The sequence below is a fragment of the Paenibacillus sp. FSL R5-0341 genome (genome assembly GCF_037975235.1).
Lineage (GTDB): Bacteria > Bacillota > Bacilli > Paenibacillales > Paenibacillaceae > Paenibacillus > Paenibacillus amylolyticus_A.
The window spans coordinates 3,804,585-3,817,451 of the sequence record NZ_CP150241.1; the positions used below are offsets into that span (position 1 = coordinate 3,804,585).

The following is a 12,867-nucleotide window of genomic DNA, read 5'->3' on the forward strand; positions in this document are numbered from 1 at the left end:
ATAGGGCGAAATAGTTTCGCCCCTGCTCTCACTGATCGTTTCTTTGCACGAATATCCTTGAGCGTATATCTCACTCCACTGCTGTTAATGTTATCTTTTTATTGTCACACCTCCTATTGCGGGAAGCATCATAGACTGAGGTGTTCCCAGCAAATATTCTCCGAAAGTGAGTACATATGCGTCTGCCCTGTCAGGCGACTTTAATCCGCGCTTTTTCATGTCCTTCTTACTCTCAAGTAGTATCTTCCCCTTACTGGTCATTGACCATTTTCTTGCGGTCAATTGAGAAGTAAGTACATCATCATCAGGCAATTGTAAAACAGCAAGATCACCATTCATGTAATTGCTCATGTTCTGCTCCAATTGTCCTTTTATGGATGCCCACATTTCTGCGCCTAAATTTCCGTAATGTTCATCCAATGAGGATGATCCGTTATTTATCGGAATTACTTCATAAGGAAGCCCTTCTTCGGCAATAATCTCATTCAGTCGATCCGTCACTCCACCACCCACGCCGGTATCATCAATCCTGATTCTCGTATGGACAACTTCCGGGTAATGTGGCAACAAGTCCCTTATCAAATTCAAAACCCAGCCGGCAGTGACCATAGTATCTTTCTTGAAATGATGATGCTGTCCAACTGTTACCGGCCCTATCCCTGCGTAAATGGACGTCTCATCGTCACCAAAACGAGCAACGTCACAGCCAATCGTCAAGATGTCACCGACTGGAGAAAGATTTACTTCCTTGGCAGCGAATTCAGCCACTTCCAACGCAATAAATGTTTCGGATTCCCCTCGTGGGAACTCACCTTCAACCCGGACACGCCATACATCAGATCCTTTACCGTATTTGCGTTCAAGCATAGCTATGTTCTCTTTACTTGTACGAGGACTGTTCAAACAGGATACTTTATGTGTATTGTAGTCAGCACGATCTCGGTTGTGAGAATCATAAAATACTCCGCTGGTTCGGGTTGGGTTACCACACATAAGCAGCTTATTGTATTCACCTGAGAGCGTACCCAGGATTGCTTCCATGATACGATCTTCAACCCCAGAAGCTTCGTCTACGATGAACAGCATGTAGTCTTCATGGAAACCTTGCATGTTCTCAGGTTTAGTTGCTGTCCGGGCTGTAGCAAACCATCGTTCCTCATAATTTCGCATGTAAATCTTCGTTTTAGTCCATTTGAGTATTCGCTTGAGCAGAGGACTCTTCTCTTGCCATTTACTTATCTCTGCCCAAAGTACATCATGTAGCTGCTGACGTGTAGGAGCTGTACAGATAACTTTCGGAAACGGGAAACATGATAGAAACCATAATGCCACCGCAGCCTCAAGACCGGTCTTCCCCACACCCTGTCCAGATCGCACCGACACCCGTGGACTTCCCGCTATATCCATTAACACTTCTGCCTGCCACTCATCAGGAGTGAATTTCAGTAATTCCACACAAAAAAGAACCGGGTTCTTCCGGTACTCTGGAATACGTTTTTTGAATGCAGCAAAGCGGCGTTTTGTTTGTGGAGACTCTTTACTCACCAGACTCCACCGCCTTTACCCAATCTTCTATGAGGTCATCCTCGGTATCTCCATCACCGTTCTTCAGTTTCTCGATCTCAAGGCGGGTTTTATCAACTTTGGCCTGCATCTGATCCAGTTTCAATCTGCGTTCATCTTCCTGCGGTGCAATATCAAGGAATTGTTTGATGGCTCCCCTAATCTCGCGCATGACCGTGGCCTCTGCTTTAATGAAACTAGCGTATTTATCCCAAGCGAATTGAATTTCCCATTCATATTCATCTCCATACTCACCTGGTTTCTCTTTTTTCAACTCTTTGGTCATATCCTCTTTGTCTTTGATGAAGAAGATACGTTGCGCCCAAATGATTTTACGGAATCCCTGGGTGATGTTATGCCAGATCATGTCTATAGGTTCCATTTGCTGAACGATATCTATGAGTTCTAGATACTCAGGATCTTGCGGCTCGAACTTACGGAACAATCCATGTGTCACAGCTTTCTGATTGCCGAGCGGACCTCCTTTACCACCTCTGTTGCCTTTAGCATTCTGATTACCACGAGGAGCACCAGGTTTAGCGTTCGCAATCTTCCCTTCCCATTGATCCAGTGATTTCCACTTCCGGACCGATTCAGGTGTTATTCCCAACTTTTCTGCAATCTCTTTCGGCTTCATTACAGCGCCACTATCTTTCCAAATTTTGAACGCCTTCTTACGATTCGGATTCTGCTTCCTGCTCACAAAATTATCACCACTTTCATCTAATTGAGTTGGAATTCCTATTTAAGGTCAGTAATAGTCAAACGTTACGAATGAGTTTGAGCGGTTGGACGCCATATTCCTTGGCACAACCAGCCTTAACCAGCTATAAAATGTCAATCAAGTTCTCCTTAATACGTATTGTGTGTAATTACTTAATTGCTCAGATTCCTTTTCACTACCAGTTTTCTACCGTTTTCCCCATTTTGAATTCATCATTACCTGTTTGAAGTGAATTCGTTACAGCTCAAAGTCCTCTAATGCATCGTCCAAGGTGTCCTGAAGGATGCCAATGTATCTTAAAGTCACCTTTTCTTCTGTGTGATTGAATAGATCCATTAGTAACGCTATATCCTTCTTTTCGTTGTAAAATTTGTGCCCAAAGGTTTTCCTCATTGAATGCGTGCCTATTTCAGTTAATCCAACTTCAACAGCCGCATCTCTGATGATTTTGTAAGCCATACTCCTGGTGATCGGTTTCTGATCAGAAGTTGATTTTCTATTGCGACTAGGAAATAAGTACTCCCAGTCCATTTTTCCTGCAATGTATGCATCCAGATCCTTGCGCAGTGATTTACGAATCAAAACCTTCTTCTCTTTCCCTGTTTTACTTTCATATATCAGAATGTGACTTCCCTTAACGTCCCTGACTCTTAATGGCAATATGTCCGATATCCGAAATCCGGTATTAGTACCGACTTGAAAAAGGATATAGTTCCTCTCATTCTTTTCTTTTAGATTAATCTTTATCGTCTTTAACTTCACTGGATCACGGATGGGTTGTACGAATTTCATTACATTTCACCCCTTTCAGTTTAGATTTTTTAGGAGATGGTAGCATGCATAATTGATTCACTCCTGTCCATGTACCCCATCCACACCCACGACATAGTTCCGGCTGCTTGTCCGATACCCTTGGAATAGCCGGTTCATTTCTACTGAAATAGTTGCCCTCCACGTTCTTCCCTCCAATGCAAAAAGGCCGCTCAAAAGAGCGACCTTCTCATTTACGTTATTATATGGATTTAAGATAACATGCATTTTATTCGGAATTACTTCGTTTTTGTGACTACCACGCCAAGAAATAATTTCCTTAGTTGAGTATGCCACTCTTAAACAAGCATTAACTTTACGTATGAAGGATTTTACATATCGTTATGGGGAGGGGGAGCGAGTGTTCTTTGATAATCACAATAAACACTCACCGAACAACAAGCCTTACTCGCAAACCTCGAAGTTCAACTGGCTGCGTTGAGGTAGGTGCGTATAAAATGTGCGTAGAATGTGTTCAATAACACATAAATAATATGGTTGTAAGTTCTACAGATGTTTAATAAAATGAAAGTAAGACAAAATAGGAGTAGCCACGCCAATGGCTACTCCTCTACAGTATTTGTGGTGGGATTATCTCCGAGTCTGTTGCACAATCAGAAGAATTAGCCCGCACGTTGGCTCGATACCTGTGGCGGGTTACATTCTTTTACGGTCAATGTATGTCAGGAGCGCAATAACAAACGTTGCGAACATGATAACATCCGAAAAAGCGAAGTTCATAGTCATCACCTCCCACTGGAGGCTTGTCTATACCCACCACAAATTGGCTGTACAAATTAAATTATATCAGGATAGGGACGCTCATACGAGTGTCTTTTTCTTTTACCTATTCTTTTACAAAATCGATATCTTTGGTGTTTAGGCAAAAACAACACAAGATGAGGATTCTGCCGACCGCGGGGTCCTTTTTTATTAGGAGGACATGTGATGAAGAAAAAAAACGACGGCGGGAAGTGGTTAAGATCGATTCTATCTTGTGTATCGTATGAGGGATGGACGCCCAGAACGGTGAATGGAAGCCCACATTTAACTCATGATGATGCGATTAACACTTGTGGCACTTCCATCCATCGCAAGTTCAAGGCGCTAATGACAAGACAGACGTAGCCCGCGTCACCATTGAGAAGCGGTATTTACCGTATGGCTATGAAGATTAGAACCTCGGTAAGTGTAATAAGTTGTTATTAATAGTCGAATCTGATTCACTTCTAACGTAAGGTACGCCGTCAGGAGTTCTTGCTACTTCAAGATATGCTTTCTGGTTATCCGCATAAGTATAGAAAGCTTTGGAGTTCATTTGAATATAGACAATCATACTTAACTTAGGCATCTCAATACCAGTATCCAAACGAAAATCTGTGATGTGATGTTCTGCAGTCCCTGGAGGACTTACTCTAACAGCTACAACTTGACTTTCAGCCATATGTATTCCACCTCCTCTCTCTATACTATTTTAGTAGAACAGGAGTAATATGAATAGGAATAATTTACTATTTTTTAGTTAATTCGTGTAACGAAGACTAATCGTTAAAATCTTTTAATTAACAGAGAAAAAGCCCCATCAACAACAGTGCTGACAGGTCCTTTCGCGCCTTTCATTTCGAGATAAGCAAGCCTATTTCTCCTTCGTTATTCCGTCCTCTCCCATAATCAATCGTTACAAAATCTAATGTCCTATTAAATTTCAAACTGTTAGCAATGTTGGCTATGGCCCTGCGCCGCTTATCTGCAAATGTAGTCGCCGCGATGCCAGGAACGTCCTTGCGATAACCTTTTTCCATGTATTCTTGCGCTTTCAAGTATTTCTTTCCTTCCAAGAATAACAATCTTGCTGCTACACCTTCGTGTACATCTTTTAAGTTGTTTATAGCAAATCGGACATTGTTGGATATAAACACGTATAGCTCGTAGTTGGCATGCCGCTTATCCTTCATGATAACAGCGTTTGCAGTGACATCAGCAGTCAATTCATGACCTGATTCACGTTTCGCAACCGATCCCTCTGCGGACAGTAACTCATACGCCGACATTCCATTCTCGATCTGTTTAAGTGCATATTCATAATTTTGAATGATGTCTATCATGTCTACATATTTTCCGAGCAACCACTTTGTTTTACGGATATCCACTTCATCCACGTCCGAGAAAAAGTTTAGTTGAATGATTTTATTGGTATCCTCGACATCTTCTCTGTTGACTACTACAACTACATCATCGTTATTCAATGCTTTACCTCCTCAAAGGTGATCAGGAAAATTTTCCTTATCTCTTTTTGTTGTTTTTTATTTATGTTGTTGTTTTTTGTTTTTTTTGATTTATTTTTTTTGTGTCATCTATATATCCGTTGCCAAGAGTTGTATAAATCTAAACAATCCTTGTTTGCTTCCCTTTTCCTCGTGCCCAATTTTGTCCAGAGACTACTTTTGTTTGATATAACACTCCAAGGGCGTAAATTCGGATGCAACGAATCCTACATATTAGCGATAACGTGTAAGTGTTAATTCGCCAATTTTGATAAATTGATTGCCGCGTTCATATCTCGGTCAATAATGAATCCGCAATCGCATTCATAGGTACGATCAGATAATTTCAAGTCTTTCTTGATTCGCCCACAACACGAACACAATTTCGATGAAGAGAACCACCTGTCGGCTTGGATAAACCTTGCGCCTATCTTCTCACACTTGTATTTCATTTGTCGGGTAAACTCATGCAGTTTTTGCCCTGCAATTGCTTTGCTCAAGTATCGGTTCTTCATCATCCCTTTCACATTCAAGTCTTCCATCACAACGGCGCTAGGCTTGGTTTTCGCTATCGCGTTTGTTGCTTGATGAATGTGATTGCCACGGATATTAGTTATTCTCCGATGAAGCAAACGAATGGAATTTTCGACTTTTACAATGTTACATGTCTTGACGAAACGGCTTCCTTCCTTATTCATTTCGTATTTGCGGGAAACTTTGCGTTGTAACCTCCGCAATCGTTTCTCCGTCTTTCTTACGACGGCTGTCTTGTTGATGTTCTTAAACACCATTCCGTTACTGCAGACCGCCAGTTCTTTAATACCTACATCAATACCAATCGCCTCGTCCGACAGTTCAGGGCTTTCTTGCTCCTGCTCAATACCTACGGATACGTACCAATACTTACCGTCAAATGATACTCGCGGATTGCTGTACTTGTCCGATTCTGGAAGTTGTTCAGAAGTTGCCACCCAGCCTATTTTTTCGAGTAAGACCTTACTGTCTTTGACCTTGAACTTGACTGTATCGTTGTAGAACGCTGGTTTGGAGCGCTTCTTGATCTTGAACTTCGGTTTCTTGGATTGTCCTTTGAACATCTTCTTGTAGGCATCGCAAGCATCTTTTACGGCTTGTTTCGCTACATTGTTGGACACATCGTACAGCCAAGCATATTCTTCTCGCTGCTTGAGTTGCGTCAACTCTTTTCGCAGTACGCCATCGTGCAAGAACTTCCCGCCATTCTGGTAATTCTCTATTTGCCGGGCAAGCGTCAAGTTGTACACCCAGCGAGCCGTCCCTGCCGAACGCCACAATTGCTGCTCCTGCTCAGGAGTTGGTCGAATTCTAACCTTTTTAGCTAGAATCATTTAATCACCACCTTTAGTTAAAGTGTACTATAATCATTTATATTATCGTACCACAGCCAGCTTGCAGCGCGGTGCCTGTAAAAGTGAGCCAGAAGCGTTTTGATCGGTATGCCTGCCATCTGTATCCCTCCTTGGTTAGAGGCCGGAGCCTCCAAGATCAAAAGTGCATTAATATTTCTACTGTGGCCCCTGATCGCAACACAATCTTGAATCCTGAAAGGTTGTCGTTTGCAAATCTAGAATGCGGTATGTGGTACCCCTCTTCTTCAAGCAGGCAACCAACATCTCTCGAATTTCTTCAACGTTCTCTTTATCCGCTTGGTTCATGTGTTATCTCTCCTTTGGTGGGCCTAAACCCTCAAAATAGTGTCAGTTGGCGGTTATCAAAGTTCATAAGCAGCATTTCCGTAGTATCTCTGCGCATGTTCGAATCACCAACCACCTGTTTATGTGCTTCGAAAGGATCTCGAGTAAAGTCTGAATACATTTCTTGTATCAAAGGATCGTCGTAATAAGACAGGACCACTTTTCCTTTGACGTTGTGCAGCAGTTGCGATAGGTCCCGATGATCGTCCTCGGTAAATCCTCCAGCGTAATACTTCTCTCTGCCCACGTAAGGTGGATCAACATAGAACAATGTGTGTTCATCGTCATATTTCTGAATAATGGTCCGGAAGTCGGTGTGCTCGATCATCACGCCTTTCATCCGTTCAGCGAAGTTTGTAATTAGCTTGCAGGCGCTGAGATATCCGTTTGCCGGACTCTGGCCAGAAACTGTGCTGTGTCTCCATCCTGTCTGCGGCACCTCTTCTGCGTTGCCTTTCCCGATTGCAGATCGATTGAGATAAAAGAATCTCACCGCACGTTCAAATGGATCATCTGGCATCGGTTCACGTTTCCAGGTCTCGAATAATTGCCGACTATAAGGTAATGCTTCACACGCTGCCTGAAGTCGTTCCGGATCCCGTATGTTCTGCATGATGAAATTCACGACCAGACCGTCAATATCGTTGTACACCTCATGTGTTATCCGTTGCTTCTGAGCAATAACGTGAGCTGCACCGCCGAACGGCTCCACATACTTCCGATGCTTGGGAAAGCGACTGATGATGTGGTCTGCGTATTTACTCTTTCCGCCAAACCATATTAACGGGCTTCTCGTTGCTTGCATGTCTCCGCTCCTTTGTGTGGTGGGAAGGGAGGGTATTCCCTTCCTCTGTTATGGGGTGCTACATGCTGAATGCCATTTGTCCTTGCTCCTGCTCTGCGTAACGTTCAAGAGTCAGGTTGTTTCCCGATCCTGTGCAGAGCTCCGGCAGATTCGCCCTTACCAATGCTTGAGCGAACGGTGGTGGTACTGCGTTACCGCAGCGTGCAACCTGAGCACTTTTTGAATACTTCTGTCCGTTGGCATCGACTGCGATGGTGTAGTTGCTCGGAAACCCTTGAGCTGCAAATAATTCGTGTGGCTCAAGCATCCGCATACCGATATCGATAATTTGGTAATCAACACCTTGAATTGTCACAAGCCCGAACCGATCCTTGGTTGTTATGGTGTGTAACGGCTGGTCGACTGTCTGACCGTTATCTGCGTTACCATAATATTTAAGAAGGAATGCTCTAACCTCTCCGAAATGTAATCCGCCTGCCGTGATGGTTTGAAGTGGGTCCGTAACCGGTTGCCCCGTATTGGTCCCACGCATCTTGACCAGGTGACTTGTGACTATGGCGCTTTTCCCGCCACCTCCGGCAGTAACTGTTCCAATCGGTTCATCCACTGAGCTGCCAATTGATTCTCCAAAGTGCCGAGCAATGTGAGCTGCTACAACCGCATGCTTGCGTCCGCCGGCTACTACTGTACCGAGTGGCTTTTGCAAGCCTGGAACTCTCGGCGCTTGACCTGGTCCCTCGCCATAACCAATCTCGATCAATGTAGGACTAACAAGAAGGTGTTCAGCTTTTGTTGTGATGGTTGTCAGCGGGTCCGTTACCTTGTATTGCAACCGATCTCCGGCATATCCCGTCTGACCGATCCGCGCAATATATGGTGTAACCAATCCCCATCCGTTCTTGGCCGTTATCGTCTTCAATGGCTCTTCGATAGAATCGCAGTAATGGTGATTACTTCCAGAGAAATTAACACGCATGATAAACGGATCAGGGTTATCGATTACGAATTTCTGAATTCCTCTCGCAATACGTCTCATAGTGTTATCAGCCAGTTCCTTCTTACGTTCAAAGATGGAAGGACAAGGAATGGACCAATCAATTATTTCTGCTGCCGTTCTCCATGGCAGACGCTTGCCTGCCTTTACTTCCGGACTGTTAGGTGCCCCATGTGTCGGTTCGGGCCAGACAATAGGACGCCCATCCCTCCGTGCAACCATGAACAGACGCTTGCGAATTGTAGGCGCTCCGTAATCACATGCCCTCAGCTCTTTCCACTCAACTTTGTATCCCTGTCGCCGAAGGGCATTCACAAACGTTCTAAACGTCCGGCCCTTCTGTTCCTTGTCTGGGTAACCATCTGCTGTTAACGGACCCCATGTCGTGAATTCCTCCACGTTTTCCAGCATGATAACCCTCGGTTTAACCGTTGCTGCCCACCGAACGGCGACCCATGCCAAACCGCGGATCTCTTTTGCAACCGGCTTGCCTCCTTTAGCCTTGGAGAAGTGTTTGCAATCTGGACTGAACCATGCCAGACCCACCGGACGACCTTTTACCGCTTCAACCGGGTTCACTTCCCACACAGATTCACAATAGTGCTCCGTATCTGGGTGATTGACCTCATGCATTGCAATAGCTGCTGGGTCGTGATTAATTGCTATATCTACACTGCGTCCGGTTGCCAGCTCAATTCCCGTACTAGCTCCGCCACCGCCTGCGAAATTATCAACGATGATTTCTTTCATATGCTATATCCCCTCCCTATCCCCTAATAGTCTTTAATTTTCGTTGTTAAGAGAACTAAATGTGTTTTAATCATCGAAGTGACCATATCCAAACGGTACTTGATGCTTCTCATCAACTCTTACAATATCGTTAATTAAAGTCTCGAAAATTGCGATTTGTTTATCATCCATCATTTCAATAAGCCTGATCTCTCTTGCTTTCAATGAACGTCCTGCCGCCGAAGAGATAAGTTCCTTAACTGGGTTTAAAGATTGTTCACGGTTCTGTTTCTCCTGATCGGTTTTCTGCTGCGCCTCTTGCTTCCGGTTATACTCGTCCCAATCCTGTTCATCAAACCAGAATCGGTCCCCATACTTATCGCGGAACGCAGATATCCAAAACTGGAGTAATTCCTCATTCGTTTGTATCCGATCATGACAGGGCCAGCAAAGCCGAAGGCCGTTGGTTTTAACTCCGCGTCCTTTTCTGCCTCGCGGATATACATGGTGAGTAGTCGTCCCTTCTGCAAGCTTGCAGCATTCACAAATTCCGTTTGATTCTTCGATAAGTTCAGCTATGACTTCTTTCGGGAAATCTCCGCGCTCCTTCGAGCCTGGTCTGGATTGGTGATGGGCTAAAATGTCCTTCTTCCATTCCGGTACAGGCTTTTTGACTTTCTTACTCCGCCCGAAGCTGCTCACTTTCTTTTCTTTTGCTTTTTTCTCCGGTTTCCAGAATGTCTGATGGGCCATTTCCTCATCCACCTTTCCAACGTTTTTCCTGTCCTTATGCTTATATTTTGAACCTAATTTACTACATACCCACTACGGATTTTATAGGCTCCAACAACCCAACACGCTCTAAAACAGCGTAATGAGCCTGTCTTTCCTGAGCAGTAGCCTGTACACCGTTTACTGTGTATCCAACATAAAAAGCTATAGCTTGTTGCACTTCGGTAGGCTGTTCGTCAAAATTGTTCAAATGTACAGTACTCACATCCAAACCTCCTTTACAAAGCCGAAAATTGACTCTGCTTTTCTTCAAATTTTGATTTTATATCGAGAGGCAAGTCACAAATCACCGCATCCCAAGTGTTTATCAATTCTCTGTTAGAAGAATTTAATTGTTTAACCTGTGCATACCTTTCAGATAAGGCTGTGGAGAATTCATCTTTCTCAGCTTCAGTCACAGAGCACACCTCCCAATTGACTATTAAGTTCAAGTAGAATGTTCCTTAGATGAGGTAAGGAAATGTTTCCTTTGCCCTTGGGTTCAGGGCTTTGTCCACTCATGCCTCCACCTCAGTTTCTGGAAGCTCCATCGTATCTCCCTCTTGCCTAAACTCGACTTGATTTGGATCGTATGTTGGTTCCCAATGACCGTTTTCTTGTAAGATGCGTACAACGTCTTCAGCGTAAGTTTCGTCTGTATTTACGACCAGGTACATGTTGAACCCAACTTTCCCCTCCGAAACTCGACCATACTGAATTTTATGAAACAAGCGCAGTAAGTCTTCTTTCTCCTGTTGGTTAAGGTGCTTTTTAATGTCCTCGTTTTTGATTACGGTATGTTTGATTTCCATTTTGTTTTCTCCCCTCATCTGCTCGTTTTCTTAGTGCATCCGCTGCTCGTTTACGCGCTGCTTTTTCCTTCTTGTATTGTGCAAGAGGAATGAATTCTCCGCGCTTTTTAACAAGTATATCTATTGGTAAAGTCGGATATTTCGCTTGAAATAGTTTCAGTTTGACGCGGAACGTGGAGGTCTCCACTCCTTTAATATCCACCACTCGCTGACTGTCATCTAATTCTGTTACCAAAAAGTCAGCAATGTAAGTGACCTGCGGTTTCTCTTGAAGAACAAATTTAGGATGACATTCGAAGGCTTTAATCTCCCCAAACCTCTTTTGCTGGAGAAGGAGCTGATAATACTCTCCCTCAGCAATGCTATCGAATCGTATACCGGTTATATCAAGGTTGTGCTTTTTCACGATCCATTCCGAGAACAATGTCCCGTCTTCAGTGACGATCACTTTGGTTGCGTTGTATTTGTTCATTACACTTCTTCCGTCCTATAAGGGAGTACAATGTGGAGTGATCTCTCGTCACTTTCATCCAGGATATAAATTGGCTTCAACTTGCCAGGGAAAACCAGTGTCACCTTATCTCCTTCTAATGCTTTGATAGCATCTATGAAATACTTGGAATTCAATGCAACGGCGAAATTTTCACCTTTAAATGACAATGGAACTAAACTCTCATTTGCCTTTCCAGATTCTTTTCCTTTGCCGCGAATGCTCACTTCATTCTCTGTGATGCTGATGATGATCTGGTTATGCTTATCTTCCTTAGCAAGTGTGTAAATGAGATCAAGGCAACTCATTAATTCTCTTTTTTCAACGCTTACTTCCGTAACACCATCTGGCACGATTGACATCCGGCCTAAATCCGGGAACGCTCCTTCCAAAACTCTGGAGTAAAAAGTGAATCGGTCTGTTCTCGCAAATACGTGTACTACTTCGCCGGTGAAGGATTTCGAAAATCCAAATTCAAGATTGTCTTTATCCAAGATGATCTTTTGCAATTCACCCAATGCCTTGGCCTCAATGACAGCTCCACCCAAGTTACCTACATCTGTGTCTTGCTCTGTTTTAGCTAGCCTGTGCCGATCTGTTGCTTCAATGCCAAATACTCCGTCATTAATGTAAACATGTGCTCCAGCTAGGATTGCCGCATTCTTGCCGGTTGGATCAGCAGCGTAGGTTGCTTTTCTGAATAGCCGTTTAAGTTCTTTTCCAGTAGTTTCAAACAACTCGCTGTCATCAATGTCAGGCACCCTTGGAAACTCTTCTGGATCAAATACACCCATGTCAATTTCCTTCTTCCGAGAAATGATAATCGCGTTGTTGCCTTTTTTCTCAATGCTCACATCTCCATTGAGTTTCTTGATAACTTCAAGGGATAGCTTAGGGAGTGCGATCTGACCAGGCGATTCAACTTGAACGTGTTCACTGAAAATGTATGACTGTATCGTTGTACGTGTATCCGTTCCAGTGACCTTAACACCTTCTGTACCAGCCTCGATTAAGAAGCAATCCAGAATAGGCATAATGTTCTTGCTTGCAATGGCCTTGCTTGCATCTTCCAAGGCTTCTGCCAGCAGCTCACTATCCACGACTATTTTCATAAGGTCTAATTCCCTCCTTCACTTCTTTTTTAGCTTGAGGATTGCATGTTGGGCACGGAC

At 43.8% G+C, this 12,867-nt stretch carries 15 protein-coding genes; 1 reads left to right on the top strand and 14 read right to left on the bottom strand.

Annotated features, from left to right (window positions below):
• Positions 1-90: 90 nt before the first annotated feature.
• From MKX75_RS16995 to MKX75_RS17005, 3 genes are all read right to left on the bottom strand, one after another.
• Positions 91-1,491, bottom strand: a complete 1,401-nt coding sequence (locus tag MKX75_RS16995; RefSeq protein ID WP_339170504.1) for a DEAD/DEAH box helicase family protein — start codon at positions 1,489-1,491, stop codon at positions 91-93.
• Between the two features lie 46 nt (positions 1,492-1,537).
• Positions 1,538-2,266 carry a phage terminase small subunit gene (terS, locus tag MKX75_RS17000; protein ID WP_062834966.1) on the bottom strand — a complete coding sequence of 243 codons (729 nt, stop codon included), beginning with the start codon at positions 2,264-2,266 and terminating at the stop codon, positions 1,538-1,540.
• A gap of 258 nt (positions 2,267-2,524) precedes the next feature.
• The gene (locus MKX75_RS17005; protein WP_339166127.1) at positions 2,525-3,079 is read right to left on the bottom strand and encodes a tyrosine-type recombinase/integrase; all 555 of its coding nucleotides are present in this window, start codon (positions 3,077-3,079) and stop codon (positions 2,525-2,527) included.
• A 966-nt stretch (positions 3,080-4,045) separates the two neighbouring features.
• On the opposite strand from MKX75_RS17005, the gene MKX75_RS17010 reads away from it, so the two are divergent.
• Positions 4,046-4,225 (top strand): hypothetical protein, encoded by a 180-nt coding sequence (locus tag MKX75_RS17010; protein WP_339166128.1) that lies wholly within the window; start codon positions 4,046-4,048, stop codon positions 4,223-4,225.
• A gap of 46 nt (positions 4,226-4,271) precedes the next feature.
• Here MKX75_RS17010 and MKX75_RS17015 read toward each other — a convergent pair whose 3' ends face one another.
• From MKX75_RS17015 to dnaN, 11 genes are all read right to left on the bottom strand, one after another.
• Positions 4,272-4,541, bottom strand: a complete 270-nt coding sequence (locus MKX75_RS17015; RefSeq protein WP_339166129.1) for a DUF3892 domain-containing protein — start codon at positions 4,539-4,541, stop codon at positions 4,272-4,274.
• A 172-nt stretch (positions 4,542-4,713) separates the two neighbouring features.
• Complete coding sequence (locus tag MKX75_RS17020; protein ID WP_339166130.1) at positions 4,714-5,343, bottom strand: hypothetical protein; 630 nt, start codon at positions 5,341-5,343, stop codon at positions 4,714-4,716.
• 272 nt (positions 5,344-5,615) lie between these two features.
• Positions 5,616-6,728, bottom strand: coding sequence for a transposase (locus MKX75_RS17025; protein ID WP_339166131.1), 1,113 nt, complete (start codon positions 6,726-6,728; stop codon positions 5,616-5,618).
• Between the two features lie 358 nt (positions 6,729-7,086).
• A complete protein-coding gene (locus MKX75_RS17030) occupies positions 7,087-7,899 on the bottom strand; it encodes a DNA adenine methylase (protein ID WP_339166132.1) in 813 nt (270 codons plus the stop codon).
• 58 nt (positions 7,900-7,957) lie between these two features.
• Positions 7,958-9,643, bottom strand: a complete 1,686-nt coding sequence (locus tag MKX75_RS17035) for a DNA cytosine methyltransferase (protein WP_339166133.1) — start codon at positions 9,641-9,643, stop codon at positions 7,958-7,960.
• Between the two features lie 66 nt (positions 9,644-9,709).
• A complete protein-coding gene (locus MKX75_RS17040; protein WP_339166135.1) occupies positions 9,710-10,375 on the bottom strand; it encodes an HNH endonuclease signature motif containing protein in 666 nt (221 codons plus the stop codon).
• Between the two features lie 61 nt (positions 10,376-10,436).
• Positions 10,437-10,619: a hypothetical protein gene (locus MKX75_RS17045; RefSeq protein ID WP_339166137.1), complete on the bottom strand. Its 183-nt coding sequence runs from the start codon at positions 10,617-10,619 to the stop codon at positions 10,437-10,439.
• Between the two features lie 13 nt (positions 10,620-10,632).
• Positions 10,633-10,812 (bottom strand): hypothetical protein, encoded by a 180-nt coding sequence (locus MKX75_RS17050; protein ID WP_339166138.1) that lies wholly within the window; start codon positions 10,810-10,812, stop codon positions 10,633-10,635.
• A 99-nt stretch (positions 10,813-10,911) separates the two neighbouring features.
• A complete protein-coding gene (locus tag MKX75_RS17055) occupies positions 10,912-11,205 on the bottom strand; it encodes a hypothetical protein (RefSeq protein WP_339166140.1) in 294 nt (97 codons plus the stop codon).
• A complete protein-coding gene (locus MKX75_RS17060) occupies positions 11,165-11,677 on the bottom strand; it encodes a DUF1064 domain-containing protein (RefSeq protein WP_339166141.1) in 513 nt (170 codons plus the stop codon). Before MKX75_RS17060 ends, MKX75_RS17055 begins: the two co-directional genes overlap by 41 nt.
• Positions 11,677-12,807 (bottom strand): DNA polymerase III subunit beta, encoded by a 1,131-nt coding sequence (gene dnaN / locus MKX75_RS17065; RefSeq protein WP_339166143.1) that lies wholly within the window; start codon positions 12,805-12,807, stop codon positions 11,677-11,679. The genes MKX75_RS17060 and dnaN overlap by 1 nt, the downstream gene beginning before the upstream one ends.
• Between the last annotated feature and the right edge of the window lie 60 nt (positions 12,808-12,867).